Annotated in this window: 19 protein-coding genes; 8 read left to right on the top strand and 11 right to left on the bottom strand. The window is 66.1% G+C overall.

The window, feature by feature from the left end:
- Positions 1-147 precede the first annotated feature (147 nt).
- From trmD to ffh, 5 genes are all read right to left on the bottom strand, one after another.
- A complete protein-coding gene (gene trmD / locus ABXS05_RS28840; RefSeq protein ID WP_367626242.1) occupies positions 148-858 on the bottom strand; it encodes a tRNA (guanosine(37)-N1)-methyltransferase TrmD in 711 nt (236 codons plus the stop codon).
- 234 nt (positions 859-1,092) lie between these two features.
- On the bottom strand, positions 1,093-1,806 hold the full coding sequence (locus tag ABXS05_RS28835; protein WP_367626241.1) for an HAD family hydrolase: 714 nt from the start codon (positions 1,804-1,806) through the stop codon (positions 1,093-1,095).
- Positions 1,796-2,368, bottom strand: a complete 573-nt coding sequence (gene rimM / locus ABXS05_RS28830; RefSeq protein ID WP_367626240.1) for a ribosome maturation factor RimM — start codon at positions 2,366-2,368, stop codon at positions 1,796-1,798. The genes ABXS05_RS28835 and rimM overlap by 11 nt, the downstream gene beginning before the upstream one ends.
- Before the next feature lie 231 nt (positions 2,369-2,599).
- A complete protein-coding gene (gene rpsP / locus ABXS05_RS28825) occupies positions 2,600-2,965 on the bottom strand; it encodes a 30S ribosomal protein S16 (RefSeq protein ID WP_311934490.1) in 366 nt (121 codons plus the stop codon).
- A 54-nt stretch (positions 2,966-3,019) separates the two neighbouring features.
- A complete protein-coding gene (gene ffh, locus ABXS05_RS28820) occupies positions 3,020-4,588 on the bottom strand; it encodes a signal recognition particle protein (protein ID WP_367626239.1) in 1,569 nt (522 codons plus the stop codon).
- A 371-nt stretch (positions 4,589-4,959) separates the two neighbouring features.
- On the opposite strand from ffh, the gene ABXS05_RS28815 reads away from it, so the two are divergent.
- On the top strand, positions 4,960-5,889 hold the full coding sequence (locus ABXS05_RS28815; RefSeq protein WP_367626238.1) for a glutaminase: 930 nt from the start codon (positions 4,960-4,962) through the stop codon (positions 5,887-5,889).
- A gap of 4 nt (positions 5,890-5,893) precedes the next feature.
- Here the strand turns inward: ABXS05_RS28815 and ABXS05_RS28810 are convergent, their stop codons facing one another.
- Positions 5,894-8,467: a polynucleotide kinase-phosphatase gene (locus tag ABXS05_RS28810; RefSeq protein WP_367626237.1), complete on the bottom strand. Its 2,574-nt coding sequence runs from the start codon at positions 8,465-8,467 to the stop codon at positions 5,894-5,896.
- Positions 8,464-9,831: a 3' terminal RNA ribose 2'-O-methyltransferase Hen1 gene (locus ABXS05_RS28805; RefSeq protein ID WP_367626236.1), complete on the bottom strand. Its 1,368-nt coding sequence runs from the start codon at positions 9,829-9,831 to the stop codon at positions 8,464-8,466. The genes ABXS05_RS28810 and ABXS05_RS28805 overlap by 4 nt, the downstream gene beginning before the upstream one ends.
- Before the next feature lie 169 nt (positions 9,832-10,000).
- Here ABXS05_RS28805 and ABXS05_RS28800 point away from each other — a divergent pair, with 169 nt between their 5' ends.
- From ABXS05_RS28800 to hisN, 5 genes are all read left to right on the top strand, one after another.
- Positions 10,001-10,513 (top strand): DUF1993 domain-containing protein, encoded by a 513-nt coding sequence (locus ABXS05_RS28800; protein ID WP_311934494.1) that lies wholly within the window; start codon positions 10,001-10,003, stop codon positions 10,511-10,513.
- A 61-nt stretch (positions 10,514-10,574) separates the two neighbouring features.
- Positions 10,575-11,831, top strand: coding sequence for a metallophosphoesterase family protein (locus tag ABXS05_RS28795; RefSeq protein ID WP_367626235.1), 1,257 nt, complete (start codon positions 10,575-10,577; stop codon positions 11,829-11,831).
- The gene (locus ABXS05_RS28790) at positions 11,828-15,292 is read left to right on the top strand and encodes an ATP-binding protein (protein WP_367626234.1); all 3,465 of its coding nucleotides are present in this window, start codon (positions 11,828-11,830) and stop codon (positions 15,290-15,292) included. Before ABXS05_RS28795 ends, ABXS05_RS28790 begins: the two co-directional genes overlap by 4 nt.
- Positions 15,293-15,410: 118 nt before the next feature.
- Complete coding sequence (locus ABXS05_RS28785; protein WP_156771603.1) at positions 15,411-15,722, top strand: hypothetical protein; 312 nt, start codon at positions 15,411-15,413, stop codon at positions 15,720-15,722.
- A 371-nt stretch (positions 15,723-16,093) separates the two neighbouring features.
- On the top strand, positions 16,094-16,882 hold the full coding sequence (gene hisN, locus ABXS05_RS28780; protein WP_367626233.1) for a histidinol-phosphatase: 789 nt from the start codon (positions 16,094-16,096) through the stop codon (positions 16,880-16,882).
- Between the two features lie 21 nt (positions 16,883-16,903).
- Here the strand turns inward: hisN and ABXS05_RS28775 are convergent, their stop codons facing one another.
- The 3 genes from ABXS05_RS28775 to ABXS05_RS28765 all read right to left on the bottom strand — a co-directional run bounded on the left by ABXS05_RS28775 (position 16,904) and on the right by ABXS05_RS28765 (position 19,533).
- A complete protein-coding gene (locus ABXS05_RS28775) occupies positions 16,904-17,860 on the bottom strand; it encodes an alpha/beta fold hydrolase (protein ID WP_311934498.1) in 957 nt (318 codons plus the stop codon).
- Positions 17,861-17,994: 134 nt separating this feature from the next.
- Positions 17,995-18,468, bottom strand: a complete 474-nt coding sequence (locus ABXS05_RS28770) for a hypothetical protein (protein WP_311934499.1) — start codon at positions 18,466-18,468, stop codon at positions 17,995-17,997.
- A 216-nt stretch (positions 18,469-18,684) separates the two neighbouring features.
- A complete protein-coding gene (locus tag ABXS05_RS28765) occupies positions 18,685-19,533 on the bottom strand; it encodes a helix-turn-helix domain-containing protein (RefSeq protein ID WP_311934500.1) in 849 nt (282 codons plus the stop codon).
- A 248-nt stretch (positions 19,534-19,781) separates the two neighbouring features.
- Here ABXS05_RS28765 and ABXS05_RS28760 point away from each other — a divergent pair, with 248 nt between their 5' ends.
- Positions 19,782-20,618 carry a fatty acid desaturase gene (locus ABXS05_RS28760; protein WP_367626232.1) on the top strand — a complete coding sequence of 279 codons (837 nt, stop codon included), beginning with the start codon at positions 19,782-19,784 and terminating at the stop codon, positions 20,616-20,618.
- A 113-nt stretch (positions 20,619-20,731) separates the two neighbouring features.
- Here ABXS05_RS28760 and ABXS05_RS28755 read toward each other — a convergent pair whose 3' ends face one another.
- Positions 20,732-21,163: an AprI/Inh family metalloprotease inhibitor gene (locus ABXS05_RS28755; RefSeq protein WP_068291175.1), complete on the bottom strand. Its 432-nt coding sequence runs from the start codon at positions 21,161-21,163 to the stop codon at positions 20,732-20,734.
- 411 nt (positions 21,164-21,574) lie between these two features.
- Here ABXS05_RS28755 and ABXS05_RS28750 point away from each other — a divergent pair, with 411 nt between their 5' ends.
- Complete coding sequence (locus ABXS05_RS28750) at positions 21,575-21,793, top strand: hypothetical protein (RefSeq protein WP_311934502.1); 219 nt, start codon at positions 21,575-21,577, stop codon at positions 21,791-21,793.
- Positions 21,794-21,878 lie beyond the last annotated feature (85 nt).

The raw sequence follows: 21,878 nt of genomic DNA, 5'->3' as shown, positions 1-21,878 counted from the left end.
CCTCAAGGGGCCTGGGTGCACACGGTCTCTCGCCCGCACCCATCCTGACACAGTCTAACTACACAGGGTGCACGGGCGTCCCGCCCGTTCTTGGGACCGCTGTGCTCGACGATGGAAGAGTGGGCAAGATGCCCGTGCACCCGGGGTTCACCGCTTCTTCTTCGGCGGCGGCTGCCGCGCCTCATAGGCCGCCCATAGGTCCGGCCGGCGCTCCCGTGTCAAGGCTTCGGCCTCGCTCCGGCGCCAGGCCGCGATGTTCTTGTGGTGGCCCGAGCGCAGGATGTCGGGAATCGCGCGGTCCTCGAAGGTGAGGGGCCTGGTGTAGTGCGGATATTCGAGCAGGCCGTTCTCGAAGCTCTCCTCGTCGCCGGAGGTGGCGCCGCCCATCACGCCCGGCAGCAGCCTGACGCAGGCGTCGATCAGCACCATGGCGCCGAGTTCGCCGCCCGAGAGCACATAGTCGCCGATCGAGACCTCGGTGAGGCCGCGCGCCTCGATCACCCGCTGGTCGATGCCCTCGAAGCGCCCGCACACGATCACGGCGCCGTCCCCGGCCGCCAGCGCCCGTACATGGGCCTGCTGCAGGGGCAGGCCGCGCGGCGACATCAAAAGGCGCGGGCGGCCGTCATCACCGAGGGCATCGATGGCCTGCGCCAGCACGTCGGCACGGATCACCATGCCCGGGCCGCCGCCGGCCGGCGTGTCGTCGACGGAGCGATGGCGTCCCTGGCCGAAATCGCGGATATTGCGCGTCTCCAGCGCCCAGGTGCCGGTTGCCAGAGCTTCGCCCGACAAGGAGACGCCGAGCGGCCCCGGGAACATCTCGGGATAGAGGGTGAGGATGGAGGCGCGCCACATGGACAATCTCGCTTGAGGTACGGGCGCCAAAGCCTTCTCCACGCAGTGGGGAAGGTGTCATTGCGCAGCAATGACGGATGGGGTGCAGCCCGCTAGTGCATTCTATCCGGAAGGGGCACCGCTAGCGGGCTGCACCCCATCCGACCCGACTTCGTCGGGCGCAGTAACATGTTCGCTCGCGAACATGTTACGGACTTCCCCACGGCGTGGAGAAGGCGAGTTGCGTTTCATACTTTACCCTTCGAGCAACCCCTTCAGCCTCTCATCCGTGAAGTCCTTGATCGAGAACACGGTGTTCGGGCCGTCAAGGGCCGCATCGTCCAGCATGGTCTTGACGCCTACGGCACGCATGCCGGCATTGCGGGCGGCCTCGATGCCGAGCGGCGCGTCCTCGAACACCACGCATTGGCCGGGCGCCAGGCCCATCGCCTCGGCAGCGGCGAGGAAGAGGTCGGGATGGGGCTTGCCGCGATAGCCCATGGAGGGCGAGACCACGGTGACGAAATGGCGGCGCAGATCGAGCCCGTCGAGCACCAAAGCGGCATTCTCCGGCGTGGCGGCCGTGGCGACCGACATCTTCTGCCCGCGAGCCTCGCAGGCAGCGATCAGTGCCATCAGGCCCGGCATCGGCGCCATCTGGCTGCGATAGATCTCGCGGTAGATCGCTTCCTTCTCCAGGCCCAGCGTGTCGAGCTCATGCTCGCTCGCATCGGGCTTGACCATACCGACCACTTCGCGATTGGCGCGGCCGGCGGTGTCGCGAAAGAAGCGTTCGCGGTCGAAGGGCAGGCCATGACGCTGATGCCAGGTTTCCCAGGCATCGTTGTGGACATGCATGTTGTCGACCAGCGTGCCGTCCATGTCGAAGATCAGACCGGCGACCGGCGTGCCGGCGAGCTGCCTGAAATCGCCGTCCAGGCTGCCGGTGGAACTGTGGTCAGCGCTCATCGTCGCCTGTCTCCTCGTTTTCATCAGCCGCCCCACCTTCCTCAGGCAGGATGACGACGATATGTCCGGCCTTGATATCCACCGCGGGCACGACGGCCTTGGTGAAGGGCAGCAGCAGGGGCTTGGCGCTGCCAGGCGCTTCCTTGGTGGCTTCGGGCGTGACCTCGATGATGTCGCCGGCACCGAAATCGAACAGGCCGGTGACCATGCCGATCTTGTGGCCGTCCTCATCGCGCGCGACGAGACCGATGAGGTCGGCATGGAAGAATTCGTCCTCGTCATCGGGCATGCCCAATGCCTCGCGCTCGACGAAGAGCTGGAGATTGACGAGTTGTTCGGCACCGGTGCGGTCGCCGACGCCCTCGACCCGGGCGATCAGCACGTCCTTGGCCTGGCGCACGGTGGCCAGCTTGATCCGGCGTCCGGTCTTGGTGAGCAGGGGGCCGTAATTGGCGATGGCCAACGGCTCCTCGGTATAGGATTTCAGCCGGATCTCGCCCTTGAGCCCATGGGCTGCGCCGAAAACGCCGAGAAGAACCAGGTTTTGCGGGGCAGGGGGCATGGGGAGCCTTTAGCGAAGGGGCGCGGGATCCCCTCTCCCCAGTGGGGAGAGGGGTAGGGGGAGGGATCAGGCCTCGATTCGTTGAATCGCGCCACTGCAAGTACAGCGAAGCAATCGGGTTCCCGGCCTTTGACAAGCTGGATTGCTTTGCTGCGCTTTCAATGACGCGCAAGCGGTTCTTGAGTCACCCCCGACCCCTCTCCCAACTTGGGAGAGGGGAGCAGGATCAGCTTACTCGGCGGCTGCGCTGGCAGCAGCCTCGGCCTTCTTGGCCTTCTCGGCGGCGCGGTCCTGCGCCTTCTTGCCGGGAACGGCCTTGACCGGGTTGTTGCGGGCTTCGCGAGCCAGCAGGCCGGCATCGGCGAAGTGACGCAGCACGCGGTCGGTCGGCTGGGCGCCCTTGGCGATCCAGGCCTTGGCGGCTTCCAGGTCGACGGTCCAGCGCGACTTGCCCGAATCCTTGGCGATCATCGGGTCATAGGTGCCGAGCTTCTCGATGAAGCGGCCATCGCGCGGGGAGCGCGAATCGGCAACGACGACCGCGTAGAACGGGCGCTTCTTGGCGCCGCGGCGGGCGAGACGGATCTTGAGGGACATGGGTAACTCCGTTTGTCAGTTTGTTCGTCGGTGAGGTGAAAAGGTTTCGGGCGGCTATTTCTTCTTGCCGCCGAAGGGGAAGCCCGGCGGCAGGCCGCCCGGCAATTTCGGTCCGCCGAGGCCGGGAAAGCCTGGCAGTTTGGGGCCACCCGGGCCGAAATTCGGCATCTGGGGCGGCAGCTTGGGCATTTCGGAGGGCAGGCCAGAAGGCATTCCTGGCGGCATCTGGCCCTTGGCGAGGGCGTCCATGGCGCCGGGCGGCAATTGCGGCATGCCGCCGCCGAGGCCGAACATCGAGGCCATCTTGCCGAGCGCACCCTTCTTGGCGCCGCCCATCTTCTTCATCATGTCCGCCATCTGCATATGCATCTTCAGCAGGCGGTTGATCTGTTCGGGCGTGGTGCCGGAGCCGGCGGCGATGCGCCGCTTGCGCGAGGCCTTGAGGATCTCCGGCTTGCGGCGCTCCTCGGGCGTCATCGATTCGATGATGGCGCGCTGGCGCTTGAACAGCTTCTCGTCGAGATTGGCGTTGGCGAGCTGGTCCTTGATCTTGCCCATGCCGGGCAACAGGCCAAGCATGCCGGACATGCCGCCGATCTTCTCCATCTGGACGAGCTGCTCGCGCAGATCGTCGAGATCGAAGGCGCCCTTCTGCATCTTGGCGGCGATCTTGGCCGCCTTTTCCGCGTCGATCGTCTCGGCGGCCTTCTCGACCAGGGAGACGATGTCGCCCATGCCGAGGATGCGGTTGGCGATGCGGGCGGGGTGGAAATCTTCGAGCGCCTCGACCTTCTCGCCGGTGCCGACCAGCTTGATCGGCTTGCCGGTGACGGCGCGCATCGACAGGGCCGCACCGCCGCGGCCATCGCCGTCGAGGCGGGTCAGCACGATGCCGGTGATGCCCAGGCGCCCGTCGAAGGCGCGGGCGGTGTTGACGGCGTCCTGGCCGGTAAGGGCATCGGCGACCAGCAGCACTTCATGCGGCTCGGTGACGGCCTTGACCTCGGCGGCCTCGGCCATCAGCGCCTCGTCGACCGTGGTGCGGCCGGCGGTGTCGAGCATGACGACGTCGTAGCCGCCGAAGCGGGCTGCATCCATGGCGCGCTTGGCGATCTGCACGGCGGACTGGCCTGCGACGATCGGCAGCACGGAGACGTCGACCTGCTTGCCGAGCACGGCAAGCTGCTCCATGGCGGCGGGACGGCGGGTATCGAGCGAGGCCAGCAGCACCTTCTTGCCGAACCTGTCGGTCAGGCGCTTGGCGATCTTGGCGGTGGTGGTGGTCTTGCCGGAGCCCTGCAGGCCGACCATCAGGATCGGCACCGGCGGCACCGCCTGCAGGTCGATGGCCTGGCCCTCGCCGCCGAGGGTCTCGATCAGGACGTCGTTGACGATCTTGACGACCATCTGGCCGGGCGTCACCGATTTCAGCACCTCGGCGCCGATGGCACGGGCGCGGACCTTGTCGGTGAAGGAGCGCACGACATCGAGCGCGACGTCCGCTTCGATCAGCGCACGGCGGATCTCGCGCATGGCTTCGCCGACATCCGCCTCGGTGAGGGCGCCACGCCGGGTGAGCTTGTCGAGCACATCGGACAGACGTGCGGAGAGACCATCGAACATTCGTCTTTTCCTGTTTGGCTTCGAGAAAGATATCGGAGCCATCGTCCCGCAAGGCAAGGCGCACAACGCAAAACACGCCCGTGGGCGCATCGCGCTGACGGGCGTTGGCCTCCATCCTCTCGGGATGGTCGGCGGAAGGGCGTCTTACTGTGTAAGAACGGGGCGGGATGTAGGGGATATGGGGGCGAGAGTCAAGGAAAGAGGGTGTTTCACCCCTCATCCCTCTGCCGGAACCTCTAGTCAACTCAAGGGAGTTGACGACACCCGCAAGGGGATGAGGGGTGAAACGTCACCCTCCCAAAGTCACCTCTTCCCAAACCGCCGCCGATTTGCGCTAAGGGAGAAGACCGACACGAAACCCGAGACCCGCCTTGCCCCAGCTTGATGAGATCGTCACCGAAATCGCGCAGGAGATGGCCTGTTACAGCGACCGCGGCGAGGTGGCGAGCTATATTCCCGAGCTTGCCCGCATCGACCCCAAGCATTTCGGCATCGCCGTCATCGATGCCGAGGGCAACGCCCATATCGGGGGCGACGGCGACATGGCCTTCTCGATCCAGAGCATCTCCAAGGTCTTCACCCTGACCCTCGCCCTCGGCAAGGCCGGCGACCGGCTGTGGCGCCGGGTGGGACGCGAGCCCTCGGGCAGCGCCTTCAACTCGATCGTGCTCCTGGAGAACGAGAAGGGCATCCCGCGCAATCCCTTCATCAATGCAGGCGCCATCGCCGTCACCGATTTGATCCTCTCAGGGCACCAGCCGCGCGAGGCCCTGGGCGAGATCCTGCATTTCATGCGCTTTCTCGCCGACGATCCCTCGATCGCCATCGACGAGGCAGTGGCCGCCTCCGAGCAGCGCACCGGCTTCCGCAACGCGGCTCTCGCCAACTACATGAAATCCTTCGGCGTGCTCGACAATCCCGTCGACTACACGCTCGGCGTCTATTTCCATCATTGCGCCATTGCGATGTCCTGCCGGCAGCTGGCGATGGCAGGGCGCTTCCTTGCCTGGCAGGGCCTCAATCCCTCCACCGGCCACCGTGTGGTGCAGGCCGAGCGGGCCCGCCGCATCAATTCGATCATGCTGACCTGCGGCCATTATGACGGCTCGGGCGAATTCGCCTATCGCGTCGGCCTGCCCGGCAAGAGCGGGGTGGGCGGCGGCATCCTCGCGGTGGCGCCGGGCAAGGCCTCGATCGCGGTGTGGGCGCCGGGGCTCGACGCCAACGGCAATTCCCACCTCGGCCGCATCGCCCTGGAGGCCCTCACCCGCCGCATGGGCTGGTCGATCTTCGGGGCGTGAGGGTTCAAAGCCTGGGATCGATCGGTTCGCTTTCCAGTGCTAGGATGGCGAAGACGCATTCATGCACCTTGCGCAGGGGTGCGCCAGCCACGAAGCGGGAGAGCGCCTCGTGGCCCAAAGCGAATTCGCGCAAGGCCAAGGCGCGTTTGCCACCCAGGCCCCGCGCCCGCAGCCTGTCGAGATTGCGCGGAAGATCGTATTCAGGGCCATAGATGATGCGCAGATATTCGCGGCCGCGTACCTTCAAGGCCGGCTGGATTAAGCCCTTCTGTCCCCTCGGTATAAAGGCGAGTGGCTTGACCACCATGCCTTCGCCGCCCGATGCCGTCAGCTCTTCCCACCACGCCACGGCTGCGCGGCACGCCTCGACGTCGTCGACATCGAGCATCCGCGTCGACGTGGCCGTCAAAGTCGGTGATCCCGCGCCCGACAGACGGCGAGCGATGTCCATGTGCCAGTCGTGATCCCGATCGAAGTGAACTCGGCCTTCGCTCGCCAGGAGATGGAAGGGAGCAACACGCAGATCGTCGATGCCGGCGACTGGCCAGCTATAGGGCGCCCAGGCCGCCGCGTAGCGATCGGCGCGATCGGCCCGGTCGGCAAGGCGTCGGGCGAGGGGGCCGGCCTCGGAGAGGGGTAGGCGCGCGGTACAGAGCTCCGCCGCCGCCAGCGCAGCGCGCAGGCCCGCTCGCGCGGCGATGCCGACGGGCTCATACTGCTGGCGTATCAGGCCCAAAGCCTTAGCGGACCACGGCATGATCTCGGCGTCCAGGATCAACCAATCAGTCGACAGCTCGGTCCACAGATCCTCCTTGTCCGCGGCCGACCGGATACGATCGAGCAGAGCCTCGGTCATGGCAGCGTCGGTAAAGAAGGTGCGGCCCGTCCGTGTCCAGATGATGCCGGTCGCACCCGACAGACTGGCAAAACGGCGTTTCGCCACTTGCTCGTCCCGACAGAGCGCGATCACCGCGCGGGAGCCCATGTGCTTTTCTTCCAGGACAAGTCGTGGCTGGCCGCGTTCGCGATAGTAAGCAAAGGCTTCTTCGGGACGTTCGAGCCAGCCATCTTCGCTGCTGGTCGCGACAGGCGACATGGTCGGCGGCAGATAGGCGAGCCATTGCGGGGCAATGGCGAAGCGGCTCATCACCTCGAGAGCGGCAGCGGCATTGTCCTCGGGAACCACGATGCGACGCAGCAAGGTGGTATCGATCCAGCGACGTCCCGAGACATCGGCATAATCGATCAAGATATCGGCCTCGGCCTGGGCGCTGAGTTCGGCCGGTGCCGGGGCGAGTGGGCGTGTCGGCGTGCTATGGACCCGCTCGGCCGCCACACTCACCAATTCGCGCTCGGGCCAGCGCAAGGCGGTGAGCTTGCCGCCGAACACGCAGCCGGTGTCGATGCAGAGCGTGTTGTTGAGCCATTCGGCTTCCGGGACGGGCGTGTGGCCATAGACGATGGTACTCGCGCCCCGATAGGCAGTCGCCCAATCAAGCCGTACAGGCAGGCCGAATTCGTCGGTTTCTCCCGTCGTCTCGCCATAGAGCGCGAATTCGCGCACGGCTGGCGAGCCGCGGCCGACCATCTCTTCCTTCAGGCCGGCATGGGCGACGGCAAGACGGCCTCCATCGAGCCAGTAATGGCTGCGCAACTCGTCGAGAAAGGCCTTGACCCTGGTTCGGAAAGCCGGCTGCTCAGCCGAAAGCTGGTCGATCGAATCCTGCAAGCCGTGATTGACTGTGACCTTGCGCCCGGCCATCCAGCGCATGAGCTTGCTGTCATGGTTGCCCTGCACGGCGAAGCCGTGTCCGGCCGCCAGCGCTGCCATGGCGATGCGCAACACCTGAGGTGTCTTCGGCCCGCGGTCAACGAGATCGCCGACGAAGACCAGCTTGCGCCCCTCAGGCGGAATCACTGCGAGATCTTCTCCTTCCCCTTCGATACGGTAGCCGAGTTTGGCGAGCAGGCTTTCCAGTTCGTCCGCACAACCGTGCACGTCGCCGATGATGTCGAAAGGCCCGGTCTCACTCCGCTTGTCAGTCCACAACGGCTTGCGTGTGACGATGGCGGCATCGACTGCCTCCACGGAAGAGAGCTTCCAGACCTGCCGGAAACCTTCATGAGCAAGATTGCGCAGGCCCTTGCGGATTTCCTGGACCATCCGCTGCGGCACTTTCGGGCCGAAGGCGCGATCCGGCCTGAGCTTGTTGCGTTCGATGCAGATATCGAGGCCGGGATCGATGACGATCGCAACCGGCAAAGCGTGCCAGCGCCGGGCCAGCGCGATCCAGTCCCGTCTTTCGGAGGCGCGGACATTGGTAGCGTCGATCACCGCGAGGCGGCGGTTCTTCAAGCGTTTCTCGGCGATGGTTCGCACGAGATCGAAGGCATCGGCGGAAATGCTCTGGTCGTTCTCGTCGTCGCAGACCAGACCTCGGCAGCGATCGGACGAGATCACTTCCGTTGGGGCAAACCAGCGCGAAGCGAAAGTCGACTTGCCCGAGCCGGTAGCCCCGATCAGGACGACCAGTGAGAAATCGGGCAGTTCGAGCGTGGTGGGATCAGGGGCTCTCATCGACGGAACACCACCATTTGCGAGGGAGCGCCATGATCGGGATGATTGGGGCCGAGCTCGGCATACTCGGCAGTGTAGCCATAGCGGGTTTCGATATCGGTGGCCCAGGTGCGCATCTCGGTCCTGGTCCATTCGAAACGATGATCGGGATGGCGAAAGGCGCCGGCGGAAAGCTTCTCGAACAACACGTTATGGTCCGCATTGGGTGTTGTGATGATCACGGTCTTTGGCTTGGCGGCTCCGAAGACAACCTCCTCCAACGCTGGGAGGCGATCGGAATCGAGATGTTCGATGACCTCGACCAACGCCACCGCCTCGGCGGCGTGCCAACGAATATCGCGATAAGTGAGGGCGCCGTGCAGAAGCTGGACCCGCTTTTCCCTGCCGCTGTCGAGCCTCAGCCTTTCGGCCGCTCGTTCCAAGGCCTGGGAAGATGCGTCCAGCCCGATGATGGAACGGAATTGCCGATTCTTGACGAGGCGTCCGATCAGTCGGCCTTCGCCGCAGCCGAGATCCGCGACGACGCCGGCGCCCGTTGCGGCAAGAGCATCGGCAACCGCATCGAGGCGAATGTCGTGCAGGCGCAAAGGTGCCTCAAGCCTTTCCTCGCTGTCCTGTCGCGGCGTCGAGACGTCGTCGTCGAGTTCGCTCTCCTCCGCCACCAGTTTCGCCAGGGCCGCACGCACGAGATGGCGACGGCGCTTGAGATAGCGGGAGGTGATGGTTTCGCGCGCCGGATGGGCTTTCAGCCAAGCGCCTCCCTTGGCGATTAGCTTCTCCACCTCGTCCTCGCCGATCCAGTAATGCTTGTCGGCATCGAGAACGGGAATCAGCACGTAGAGGTGATTGAGTGCCTCCGCGACGGTGAGAGTGCCAGAGAGCTGCAACTCGACATAGGGGGACGGTCCATCGTTCCCCACTATAGATGTGAGTTTCACGGTCCAGCCCAGCGGCTCGAAAAGCTCGGCTACCAGGCTTGAGGAGCCGCGCACCGGCAGGGGCGTGAGGCGAATTTCGAGCGGGAGTGGCATTAGGGCGAGGTCTGGGCGCTCGCGCGACGTGCCCGCCATGGCCGAACGGAAGGCCCGATTGAGGGCGACACTCAGGAAGGACGAAGCGGCATAGGGGCGATCGTTGACATAGCGATCGATGAGGCCGTCGCCCGCGCCACGGCCGCGCACGAGGCCCACCGGGTCGACATCCAGGATCAAGGCGGCTTCGCAGCGCGAGGCTTCAGCCTGCGGAAACAGCACATGAGCCTTGCCGAACGAAAGCTCGACCTCATGCACCCGATCGGGGTGCTTCATCAACAGAAAGCCGAGATCGGTGGCAGGCTGGTATGTCGTGGCGAGGGAAAGAAACATGGCGATGTCGGCGTTGCTGAACTTGTGGGTGACCGTGGCCAGCCTCCATGTTTAGAGCAGAAGCGTCTGCATTGCCTAGTGACCAGTACCGGAACGGAAGGTCATAGCTTTGGCGGGCTCAGCCGAGTACAAGGGGCCGGCCACACCTTGGACGGATGCGGAGGAACCCATGTCGCTCTCATACTATCAGGCCACCGTGCCGGTTTTCGTGCACACCTTGGACGCCCTCTCGGCCATTCTCGACAAGGCTGCTGCCTTTGCCGAGGCCAAGAAGGTTGACCCGGTGGTGATGTGCGGGCTCAGGCTCACCGCCGACATGCTGCCGCTCTCGCGCCAGGTCAGTACGAGCTGTGATTTTGCCAAGCTGTGTGTGGCGCGGCTTTCCGGCGTGGAGGCGCCGAAATTCAACGATGACGAGAAGGATTTCGCCGAGCTGCGCTCGCGCATCGCCAGGACGTTGGAGTTCATCCGCTCCGTGCCGCAGGCCGATGTCGAGGCTGGCGGCGGACGCGTGATCAGCCTGAAGATCGCCGGTACGCAGCGCGAGTTGAAGCCCGACGACTATCTCAACTTCTACGCCCTGCCGAATTTCTTCTTCCACGCCACAACCGCCTACGCCATCCTGCGCGCCAACGGCGTGGAACTGAGCAAGAAGGACTATCTCGGCCCGCTATTCGACTGACGGGCCAGGGGCCCAGGCGGGCCGCCTCGACAAAGCAGCGCAATCGATCCTAAAAGCGGTGATGCGCTTTCGCTTCGTCCACGCCGCCGATCTGCATCTCGACAGCCCCATGCACGGCCTGACGGCCCGCCAGCCCGAGCTGGCGGCGCTGTTCGCCCGGGCGACGCGCGAGGCCTTCGAGGCGCTGATCGACGAGGTGCTGGCTCGGCAGGCCGCCTTCCTGGTGATCTCGGGCGACGTCTATGACGGCGACTGGCGCGACTATCACACCGGCCTGTTCTTCGCCGCACAGCTGGCACGGCTGTCGCGCGCCGGCATTCCCACCTACCTGATCCAGGGCAATCATGACGCCGAGAGCCAGATCTCGCGCAAGGTGACGCTGCCGCCCCTGGTGCATTCCTTCGGCACCCGCAAGGCCGAGACCATGGAGCTGCCCGAGCTCAAGGTCGCCCTGCACGGACGCAGCTTCGCAGAGCGCTCCCTAAGCGACAATATCGTGCGCGATTTTCCGCCGACACGCCCGGGCTGGTTCAATCTCGGCTTGCTCCATACCTCGCTGGATGGTCGGGCGGGCCATGCTTCCTATGCGCCCTGCACCCTCGCCGATCTCAAGGCTCGCAATTACGACTATTGGGCGCTCGGACATATCCATGCCGCCGAAATCGTCGCCACCGATCCCCCTGTCGTCTTCCCCGGCAATCTCCAGGGCCGCCATGTGCGGGAAAGCGGGCCGAAAGGCGCCATGCTGGTGGAGGTCGAGGATGGCACCGTCGCCGCGCTCACGCCCCTGGTGCTCGACAAGGCGCGCTGGGGGCATCGCCGCGTGGCGATCGGCGAGGCCACGACGCTGGCCGAGGTGCTGGTACGGGTCGAGACTGCCTTGCGGGAGGAAATCGACGCGGCGGGCGAACGCCCGCTCGCTCTGCGCCTGACGCTGACGGGCGAAACCCCGACCCATGACGGGCTTGCTGCAGATGCTCAGCATTTGCGGGCCGAGATCCAGGCGGCGGCCGACCGGGTGAGCGAACGGCTCTATATCGAGCGCATCGAGCTTGCGACCACGTCCCCGCAAATCGCGGTGGACGAGACCGTGGGCTTTGCCGATCCGCAGGGCCTGCTGGCCGGGCTGGAGACGGAGCCGGATTTCAGCGAGGCGCTGGCCGGCATCGTCGAGGACATCCTCGCCAAATTGCCGGATGAGGTCCGCCAGGCCGTGCGTGGCGAGGAGATCGGCGCTGCACTGGTGGAGGAGGCGCGCGCCGTTGCCTTGGCGCGCCTGCGCCGCGGCGGCAGGGCCGGCGCCGGGGAGGCGGCATGAAGCTTACCCGTCTCGATCTCGACCGCTACGGCCCCTTCACCGGGACACATCTCGATTTTCGTCCCGATGCCGACCTGCACATCGTCTATGGCCCGAACGAAGCCGGCAAGAGCTCGGCACTGTCGGCGATCACCGACCTGCTTTATGGCTTCGAGCCGCGCAGCCCCGCCAACTTCAGGCATCGCTATGAGGATCTGAAGGTCGGCGCCGAACTGCAGCAAGCCGATGGCAGCGCCTTGCGGTTCTGGCGGCGCAAGCGGCTGAAGCATTCCCTCACCGACGCCGAGGACACACCGCTCGACGACGGGCTGCTCGAGCCGCTGCTGAGCGGCATCTCGCGCGAGGTCTTCCTGGCCGCCTTCGGGCTCGACCAGGCCGGCCTGCGGGAAGGCGCCCGCCAGATGCTGGCGGCCGAGGGCGAGGTGGGTGAAAGCCTGTTCGCCGCCGCTTCCGGCTTGAAGACCCTGGTCTCGGTCCGTGCCGGGCTGGAGGGCGAGGCGGACGGCTTGTTCGGCGCGCGCAAGTCGAGCAGGCGCGCCTTCTACGAGGCGCAGGAGCGCTACGACCAGGCCCGCCGTGCCTTGCGCGAGCGATCACTGCGGGCCGATGACGTGCGCGCCCTCGAAGCCGAGATCGAAGCCGGCGAGGCGCGGGCGCGCGCCCTGGCCGAGCAGTTGCGCCAGGCCGGCATCCGGCGCGCCCGCATCGATCGCGTTCGCCGCGTCGCGCCCCTGCTCGCCCGGATTGGCAAGGCCGAGTCGGCCCTGGCCGCTCTCGAGGCCCTGCCGGATCTGCCCGACGGTTTTGCCGCCGAGATCGAGGTGGCGCTGGCCCGGGCCGAGGCGGGGCGGGAGACCCTGGCGCGCCTCGAGCGGGAGGTCGAGGATGCCGAGCGGGCCCTGGCCGCGATCATCGTCGATGACGATGTGCTGGCGGCGGGCGAGGCGATCACGGCTCTCAACGAGGAGCGCGCCGCCCTGGCCAAGGCGATGCTGGACCTGCCGCGCCGGGAGGCAGAGGCACGGGAAATCGCCGATGACCTCGACGACCTCGCCCGGCGGCTCGGCCAGAAGAACCGGGCCGCCCTTTCGGCCCTGAGCCCGGACGATCTCGCTCTCGAACGTATCCGCGTGCTGGCCGAGCGCCGGCGCGAGATCGAGCGGGAGGCGGGCGAAAGCGCCCGCGCCGCCGAACGGGCCCGCGAAACCATCGAGGCCCTGCAACGCAAGACGGCTGCCTTCCAGGCGAGCGCCGATCCCAGTCCCCTGCGCCAGCGGCTGAAGGCCATGCAGCCGGCCCTGGCGGAAGCCGGCACCATCGAAGAGCAGGAAGGCGAATTGGCGCGCCGCCGCGCGTTGCAGCAGGAAAGGCTGGCGCGGCTGTCGCCGGCGGTGGCGGACGAGCACAGGCTCTGGGCCTGGCGCGAGCCATCCGAGGAAGCGATCGCCCAGGCCGAACGGGCCCTGGCGGCGCTGGAGAGCACGGCCCGGGAACAGGAAGCCGAAGTCCGGCGCCTGCGTGACGCCCTGGCGGAAGCCGACGCGCTCCTGGCCCAGACGGGGGACAGGGATGGACTGATCGACGATGCCACGCTGGCCCGCGAACGGTCGGAGCGCGATGCCTTGTTCGATGCCGTCCTCAGCCAACCTTCGGCGGCGGCGGCAAAGGCCTATCGCAAGATCGTCGCTGCCGTGGACGAACTTGCCGACCGCAGGCTGGCGCAGGCCGAGCATCTGGCTCGCCGGGAGGTGGTACGGCGGACGCGTGACAGGGACGCCGCGGCTCTTGCCCGAACCGAGGTCGGGATCGCGGCGCGTTTGCGTGAAAGCGAGCAGGTCAGCCAAAACTGGCAGGCCCTGTTCGCACCGCTGGGCTGCCAGGCGGAGACGCCGGTGGTGATGCGCCGCTTTCTGGTGGAACTGGCGCGGCTGCGCGAGGAACGCCAGGCGCTGCGGGATCTGGAGCTCAGGATCGAGCGGGGCCAGCGACGTCTGGCCGGGGAGCGGCCCGGCCTCGAGGCCCTTGCCGCCGAAATCGGCATTGCGGGTACGTCGACACAGAGCCTGCCCAGTCTGGTGCGGCTGATCGAGGATGGCCTCGCTGCGCTCGAACTCGGGGCCCGCGAGGCCCGCTCTCTCGCCGACCAGCTGGAAGCCAGCCGCACCGAGCTTGCCCGGGCGGAAAAATCGCGGGCGGCGGCCGAAGCCGCCCGCGACGCCACCCAGGCGGATTGGGCAGCGGCTCTCGCCGTTCTCGGATTGGCGCCGGAAGCGAGCCCCCAGGAAGCAGCCAAGGCGAGCGAGCTCTGGATCGCCGTGCAGGGCAAGCTGGCCCAGCTCGGCAGCCTGGAGCACCGCATCGCCAGTATTCTCGACGACAGCACCACCTTCGCGCAGCGGGCTGCCGGCCTCGTCGACAGGCTCCCCTCCGAGGCGAGCGGCGAGCCGGCGGAGACGGCTCTCGGCCTGATGGCGGCTCTGACGGCCGCCCGCGATGCGGCGATCCGTCGCCGCACTGCACGGGAAGGCCTGGATCGCTACCGCGAGGCGCTGGCCAAGGCGGGGATGGCTCAAGGCGGTCATGACGAGGCCATTGCCGGCCTGTCCGCCAAGGCCGGCCGCGAGCCAGCGGCGCTTGCAGCGCTGGCGGCCGATCTCGCCCTGCGCGCCGGTCTCGACCGTGAACTCGCGGCGGCCAGGGCCGAACTCGGCGGACAGGGCGACGGTTTGGAAGAGGCGGCTCTAAGGGCCGAAGCGGCCGAGATCGGCGTCGACGAGGCCGCGGGCGAGAGCGAGGCGGTGCAGGCCGAACTCAACGGCCTGATCGAAGCGGACAAGCAGGCGGCCCTGGCCCTCGGGGAATTACGGCGGCGGCGCGAGGCGATCGAGCGGGAAGCCGGCGCTGCCGGGGCGGCCCAGGCGTTGGAGGATGCCCGCAGCGACCTTGCCCGCATCACCCGTGACTATCTGGTGCTGAAGGCGGCTTCCCTGCTGCTCGAGGCGGGGCTTGACCGCCAGCTCCGCTCCGAGCAGGGGCCATTGCTCGCACGGGCGGGCGGCCTGTTCGCCACCATCACCGCCGGCGGCTTTGCCGGCATCGCCACGCTGTATGACGAGGCCGACAGGCTGCGCCTTGCCGCACGCCGGCCCGATGGCGGCACCACCGACATCGGCGGCCTGAGCGAGGGCACGCGTGACCAGCTCTATCTGTCGCTACGCCTCGCCCATCTCGAAGCCATGGCGGCGCGGCGCGAGGTGCCGCCTTTCGTCGGCGACGATCTGGTGATGACCTTCGACGAGGAGCGCGTCGCCGCTGCGCTGCAGGTGCTGGCGGCCAAGGAATCGGGGCTCCAGAAGATCCTGTTCACCCACCATCGCCATGTGATAGAGATCGCCCGCGAACGCCTGGGACCGGCCGTTGACATCGTCGCGCTGGACCCGCAAAACCCGACCGAAAGCTGACGGAAGCGTTCATAGTCCATTCAGCTTGTACCCCCTAAAGTGCATCCCATGAGTTCAAGGGCACAAAGCAGCTACCGATGGTGGCGCTTCTGGAGCGCCCCCCCGTGAGGAATTGATCATGTTGAAGAAAATTCTCGCATCGGCCCTGGTTGTTGCCACTGTTGCCGGTGCCTCGATGGCGACCACCGGTACCGCCGAAGCTCGCTACGGCCGCGGCGGCGCCTTCGCCGGCGGTGCGGCAGCCGGCCTCGTCGGCGGCCTGCTCCTGGGCGGCGCGCTGAGCAACCGCGATCGCGGCTATGATTATGACGATGGCTATTACGAGCCCGCTCCGGTCTATGTGCAGCCCCGCTGCTGGTTCGAGCGCCAGCGCGTGCCGAACCAGTACGACTACGGCTATCATGTCGAGCGCGTGCGCGTCTGCCGCTAATCGAATTTCACGGTAGCGTCCCGGCACCGGCCCCGACAGGCGGCTGGCAGCAGGGCCCCGGAACCCCGCCGCGAGGCGGGGTTTTCATTTTCAAAAACCGGTTTGCTCCGGCGGGAATCTGCTCTAGAGCAAAGCCCGTTCAGACCGAGACGCGCTTTGCCCCAACTCCTCGTTGACATGCCTTTGCGTGCCCCGGCGATTTCGCCGGATCGCAAAAGGCTCTAAAGCGTCTTGCGATTTGGTGGAATCACCAAGAATCGCAAAGACGCGTCGGATCAACGAACTAGAGAAAAAAGCGTTCACGCCTGAACGCGTTTTGCTCTAGGGGGAGACCGGCACAGACGAAGCGCTCTGGCCGCGCGGAGAAAAAGATGGCACCGGTGGATTTCGAAGCCTTCGTGGATGAGCTCGCCAATGTTTCGGGCACCACGATCCTGCCCTTCTTCCGTTCGGCCCTGGCCACGGAAGACAAGTCCGGCGGCGGCAATTTCGATCCTGTCACGGAGGCCGACCGAGGCGCCGAGGCGGTGATCCGCCAGAAGATCCGAGCGATGTTTCCCAGCCATGGCGTGATGGGCGAGGAATATGGCTCCGAACGCCTGGATGCCGAATTCGTCTGGGTGCTCGACCCGATCGACGGCACCAAATCCTTCATCTCCGGCATGGTCGGCTGGGGCACGCTGATCGGCCTCCTGCGCAATGGCCAGCCCTGCTATGGCATGATGCACCAGCCCTTCACGCGCGAGCGTTTTTCGGGCGATGGCGGCTCGGCCAAATATCGCGGCCCCGGTGGCGAGCGCGCCATGCGCACCCGCTCCTGCGCAGGCCTCGCCGACGCCGTGCTCTACACCACCAGCCCCCGCCTGATGGCCGAGGCCGATCGGGCCTTGTTCTCCGTCGTGGAAGAGAAGGTGAAGCTCTCGCGCTATGGCGGCGACTGCTATGCCTATGCCATGCTGGCGATGGGCCTGGTCGACCTGGTGATCGAATCCAACCTGCAGCCTTACGACATCACGGCCCTGATCCCGATCGTGGAAGGCGCCGGCGGCGTCATCACCACCTGGGATGGCGGTCCAGCCCAGGCCGGCGGCCGCATCGTCGCGGCGGGCGATGCGCGCGTGCATGCGGCGGCGCTTTCCCGGCTGCAGGCACAGGGCTGAGGATCTCCTGCGGTCCCGGACTTACGCCTGCGTGCCCGGCACGAAGGCGTCGAAGGCGGCCCAGAAGGCCTCGCGGATGGCGTCGCGTTCCTGGGTGATCTCGTGGCGCGAGCCGGGCAGGGTCAAGGTCCGGGTGGCATAGAGCTTGGCCGCGAAATGCTGGGCGGCCGGCGAGGAGACGACGTGATCGTCGCCCGCCAGCAGGACCAGGGTGGGGATCCGCCAATCCGCTCCGAAGCGCGGGTCGGCCAGCCGGTCCATCACCCGGAAGGCAGCTCGGACCCAGCCGATCGTCGGCCCGCCGATGGCAAGCTCGGGGGCGTCGCGGGCGATGCGGGCGGCGCGGTCATAGCGGGCCTTGTCAGAGGTCACCGGATTGCCGTCGAAAGGCTTGAGCCCGACCGGGCGGGGCGACCAGCCCGGCACGATCAGCCGTCCCAGCCCGAGCCCGCCGAGGAAACGGGCGAGCCAGCGCGCACCGGGGGGCTTGCGGTCGATCTCGATCATGGGCGCGGTGACGACGAGCCGGTCGAACCAGATCGAGCCGGGCGGCAGATTGGCGAACAGGATGGCACCGCCCATCGAATGGGCCAGCCCATAGAAGGGGCCGGGACATTCGGGCAAGGCGATCTTGCGCATGAAGGCATCGAGATCCGGCCCGAAATCGCCGAAATCGTCGATATGGCCGAGGCGGCCGTCGCGCAGCAGACGGTCGGATCCGCCTTGCCCCCGCCAATCGAGGGTTGCCACGGCAAAGCCCCGCGCCCGCAATTCGCGGATGAGTTCGAAATATTTCTCGATGAATTCGGAGCGCCCCTGGAACAGGCAGACCGTTCCCTTGGGATGCGGTGACAGCGAGGGCCAGCGCGCCGTGCGCAAAGTGATGCCGTCCCGGGTGGTGAGCGCCTCGACGATGGCGCCGGCCGGGCAGGGATTGTCAGGGCTGTCGTGGAGCCGGGGGCCAGTAGGCTGGAGCATGACTTGCTCCTTAGCATTTTTTGCCGCGGCAGCGTCAAATAACGAGCCCGCCCGCGCCGAGGGCGCAGGCGGGCTGCCGGACCGCTCCGGAGCACGCCGAGCTATCGAGCCAGGAACTGAACTTCGGCTCGAGCCTACCAGCGTGGACCACTCCAGGGACGCGGTGGGACCCAACTGTCGTTGTCCCATTGCCGGGGCGGGCGAGCCCAGCCCAATTGCCGCAATCCCGTAATTTCGGTGGTATGGCCGTCGATGACGATGAGCACGCGCCCGCCTTCCGAACCCTCCGCCTCGGCGATATAGCTGTCGCCGCGTACCCGCTTGATGACGACATTGTGGTATCCCCGGCCGGCGAGGCTCGAAATGATGGCGCGCGGTGGCAACAGGCGCGGATTGCCTGCCATGTCGGGTCCCTGGTCCGGTCCCTGGCCGATCTCGTCGGGAGCCTGGGGAAGGCCTCGATTGCGCCCCAGCGCCGGTGCCTGCTGTGGCGTCTGGGCATAATTATTCAGCGAATTTTGTGCGAAAGCAGCGTTCACGTCGGTCTGAAGGCCCAGGGTCAGCAGGGCCAGACCGGCAATCACCCCCAAAAGGGCTCGGCAGGGCATGAAGCTTCTCCAGACCAGATGCTAGAGCACTTTGCGACCGGTCGGAATCACCGGAGGTCGCAAAGAGACGTCGAGACGAAACGTTGGCGCAGATGAGCATTCGATCGCGAATGCCCTTGACTTGAGGCGGACCATAACCGGATTAGTGTGAACAATCATGCAAGCACCCGTTCACGTGGCGTTCATCTTGCGTGGAGGATGCGCCCGTCGGGCCTCTCAGTCGAGAGAGGCGCCGAGATCGCGCAGATAGGCTGCCGCAACATGGGGCTGAACCGTGGCGGTGCGTACGATGTCCTCGAAACGGCGCGTCAACATGCGGATATGCTCGCTGGCATTGAGCACCAGGTAGGTCGGCCCGAGATAGACTGCGGCGCGGGAGTTGCCGAAGATGGTGAAGGGGGCCGAATAGGTCTGCCTGAGATCGTAGAGATTGAGCCGCAACGTCGGATAGAGCTCGTCCACCAGGCTGGCCATGGTGTTGAACTGGGCCTTGCGGGCGGCGGCATCGAAACCCTCCCATTGAGCGTGGCCCCTGGCGAAGAGTTCCAGCGCCTGGACGGAGACGCAGGCCTCCATCTCGCCGCCATCGCGGATGGAGGCAATGGTCAGCCGCCGCCGCTCGGCCAGTGCCGGCTTTGAATCGGGGCCGAGCGCCGCCGCATATTCGAACTGCATCACTTCGTCGGTCTTCAGGAAGTCGGGAAAGCTCATCGGCACGGTGCGCAGCTTGCGCCCGGCTGCCTCGGCATGCCAGCGCAGGAAGCGCTCGTTGAAGGGAGCGTGGGCCTGGGTCTCGATGGTCAGCACGGCTTCCACCAGTTCCGCACCGATCTGCTCGCGCTGGCTCAGGCCCAGCAGCCAGTCGATCGAGATACGGCACCCCTTGGCGATGGCCGCCAAGGTTTCGGCCCGGGGCAGGCGGTCGTTCTCCGCCGAGAGCAATTGCGACAGGGTGGAGCGGTCGATGCCGACATGGCGGGCAAAGCCCGCCTGGTTGAGGCCCGTCTGGGCGATGACCCGTTCGAGTCGGTCACGAAAGCTCTGTGCCGCGGAGGGATGCGCCATTTTTTGCCCTGGATGTTTATATTGGTCAACAAAGAATGGAATAATCTACAAGAGAGAGCATTAGACGACAAATGTCAATGTTATGCGACAACACAATCCTTGTGTGATTTGGGCTTTCACCGCATCATCACTGTAATTGTGGAGTGATTTGAATGCGTAAGGCTGAGATTCAGGCGCGGCGGAGACGGAAGGCGGTCGAGTGGCCGACGGTCGTTCTTGCGTCTATAATCTATAGTCTTTGGGGGTTATTGACCTATTTTCATGCGGCAATCCCGCTCTGGATCTGGATCCCGCTCGGGGCCTGGACGGTCGCTTGGCACGCCTCCCTCCAGCACGAGGTCATTCACGGCCATCCGACCGCGAACCGCGCCCTCAACCGCTGGATCGGCTGCTGGCCGCTGCTCTTGTGGCTGCCCTATGAATCCTATCGCATCAGCCATCTGCTGCATCACCGGGACGAGCGGCTGACCGACCCGCTCGACGATCCCGAATCACATTACTGGACGCAGGAGCAGTGGGACCGGCTCGGCCGCTTCCATGCCTGGGCGATTCGCGCCAATTCCACCTTCCTCGGCCGGATGACCATCGGTCCGGCGCGGGCGATGTCGACCTTCCTCACCCGCGAAGCCCGCGCCGTGTGGCATGGCGAGCCAATGCATCGCCGAATCTGGACCAGCCATGCCCTGCAGCTCCTGGTGGTGCTGGCCTGGCTGGTGCTGGTGTGCGATCTCAATCCGCTCGTGTATTTTGCAGCGATCGTCTATCCGGCTACGGCGCTGATGCTGGTGCGTTCCTTCGCCGAGCACCGTGCCGAGAACGAGGTGGAAGAGCGTACGGCCATCGTCGAGAATGCGCCGGTCTTCGGGCTGCTCTTCCTCTACAACAATCTGCATGTCGTGCATCACGACAATCCGATGATGCCTTGGTACGAGATCCCGGCCTGGTATCGCGCCAATCGCGAGCGGGTGATTCGCGAGAATGGCGGCCTGGTCTATGACGGCTATTGGGATGTAGCCCGGCGCTACTTCATCACCGAGCACGACACGCTGATCCATCCCTATGGGCGGGCGCCTGTGCAGGGATGAGTTGGACAGGGCCGGCTCGTCCGCCGGCCTGCCGTTCCTCGTTCGCCGGGATCTATAAAGCAAAGGGCAGGCTGCGGGCCTGCCCTTCGGCATGTGCTTGCTGAAAGAGCCCTTTAGCGGGTCATCCGGATCTTGGCGCCCGACAGCGTGGCCGCGCCTTCATAGGCGCCGTCGCCCGTCGGGAACAGGCGCACCGCCGTGCGGCCACCGGGCTCAAGCAGGTCGATCTCCTGGCCGCGCTGCTGCCAGGCATTGACCTTGGCGAGCGAACCGGCCTGGCAGCCCGAGGGGGAGGCGCGGTAGACGTCGAGCAGGGCCTGGCGCGTCAGCGAGATGTTGCAGCTGCCGCGTGCGGCATCGGAGATCTTCCAACTGCCGGAGATGCTGCTGGTAGAGGAGGGGCGCGGTGCTGTCGGCAGGGCGGCGACCTGGTTGCTCGGCGGGGCAAGCGAAGTGGAAGGCGCAGCAGCGGTGCCGCCGGGCGTCGCCTCGCCGCCGGCGGGCGGCAGGGGCTGGGAGGTCACGTCCTCCGTCGGTGCCGCCATCAGCGGCTCCGGCGCCGGAACGGGCCGGCCGGCATCCGGCGGGGGACGTTGGGAACTGCCGAAATCGAAAGCGTCGCCAAGACGAGTGGATGACGCACACGACGCCAGCAGCAGGGCACAGGGTAGAATTGCCAGCGCGGAAAATCTCATCGGTCCATCCGGTCCCAGTCAGAGTTAACAGGTACTGCCAATATCAGATCGAGGCAGGTGGCGACAGCAAGAAGCGTAATGCCGCATGCGATAATCGGCCGGACAATCCCGCATACCGTAGGGGAAGTCGGATAGCGAGAATGCACGACCCTGTTGAGCTGGTTCTGTGTCGATTCTTTGATAGGCCGGATGATCTTAAGGCTTGCTTAAATCAATTCCGCCAAGGTGTGGCCTGAACGTCACACGTCCCGGAGAGACCCCATGGCTGCCCCAAGCGCCGTTGCAGTGCTGGTTGCCCTGTCGACGATGACGTCTGCAGCCGCTCCGATCGGCCGCGTCGACAGCAATCTCGAACTGCCCAAGCTCACGCTCCACGCGCCCGCCACGGTGCCGGCCGCCGCCTCGCCGCGGCTCGATCGCAACGAACTCGGCCGGCAGCCGCCGGTGGAAGACGTTGACGTCACCGGCCCGGTGCGGTGAGGGCGCAAGTGGACCAAGCTGGATAAAGTCCCTCATCCCCCTGCGGGAGAAGGTCCCGGCAGGGGGATGAGGGGTAGCAGCTCTG

Source organism: Labrys neptuniae (genome assembly GCF_040797145.1).
GTDB lineage: Bacteria > Pseudomonadota > Alphaproteobacteria > Rhizobiales > Labraceae > Labrys > Labrys neptuniae.
This window is presented reverse-complemented; position numbering and strand designations above follow the sequence as displayed.

Bases quoted from the DNA above. Each gene is read 5' to 3' on its own strand.
- ABXS05_RS28755 (WP_068291175.1), bottom strand. From the start codon at position 21,163: ATGGCGGCACCGACGGAGGACGTGACCTCCCAGCCCCTGCCGCCCGCC.
- ABXS05_RS28775 (WP_311934498.1), bottom strand. From the start codon at position 17,860: ATGCTCCAGCCTACTGGCCCCCGGCTCCACGACAGCCCTGACAATCCC.
- rpsP (WP_311934490.1), bottom strand. From the start codon at position 2,965: ATGTCCCTCAAGATCCGTCTCGCCCGCCGCGGCGCCAAGAAGCGCCCG.
- ABXS05_RS28750 (WP_311934502.1), top strand. From the start codon at position 21,575: ATGGCTGCCCCAAGCGCCGTTGCAGTGCTGGTTGCCCTGTCGACGATG.
- trmD (WP_367626242.1), bottom strand. From the start codon at position 858: ATGTGGCGCGCCTCCATCCTCACCCTCTATCCCGAGATGTTCCCGGGG.
- ABXS05_RS28810 (WP_367626237.1), bottom strand. From the start codon at position 8,467: ATGAGAGCCCCTGATCCCACCACGCTCGAACTGCCCGATTTCTCACTG.
- ABXS05_RS28800 (WP_311934494.1), top strand. From the start codon at position 10,001: ATGTCGCTCTCATACTATCAGGCCACCGTGCCGGTTTTCGTGCACACC.
- ffh (WP_367626239.1), bottom strand. From the start codon at position 4,588: ATGTTCGATGGTCTCTCCGCACGTCTGTCCGATGTGCTCGACAAGCTC.
- ABXS05_RS28785 (WP_156771603.1), top strand. From the start codon at position 15,411: ATGTTGAAGAAAATTCTCGCATCGGCCCTGGTTGTTGCCACTGTTGCC.
- ABXS05_RS28835 (WP_367626241.1), bottom strand. From the start codon at position 1,806: ATGAGCGCTGACCACAGTTCCACCGGCAGCCTGGACGGCGATTTCAGG.
- ABXS05_RS28765 (WP_311934500.1), bottom strand. From the start codon at position 19,533: ATGGCGCATCCCTCCGCGGCACAGAGCTTTCGTGACCGACTCGAACGG.
- ABXS05_RS28795 (WP_367626235.1), top strand. From the start codon at position 10,575: ATGCGCTTTCGCTTCGTCCACGCCGCCGATCTGCATCTCGACAGCCCC.
- hisN (WP_367626233.1), top strand. From the start codon at position 16,094: ATGGCACCGGTGGATTTCGAAGCCTTCGTGGATGAGCTCGCCAATGTT.
- ABXS05_RS28770 (WP_311934499.1), bottom strand. From the start codon at position 18,468: ATGCCCTGCCGAGCCCTTTTGGGGGTGATTGCCGGTCTGGCCCTGCTG.
- rimM (WP_367626240.1), bottom strand. From the start codon at position 2,368: ATGCCCCCTGCCCCGCAAAACCTGGTTCTTCTCGGCGTTTTCGGCGCA.
- ABXS05_RS28790 (WP_367626234.1), top strand. From the start codon at position 11,828: ATGAAGCTTACCCGTCTCGATCTCGACCGCTACGGCCCCTTCACCGGG.
- ABXS05_RS28805 (WP_367626236.1), bottom strand. From the start codon at position 9,831: ATGTTTCTTTCCCTCGCCACGACATACCAGCCTGCCACCGATCTCGGC.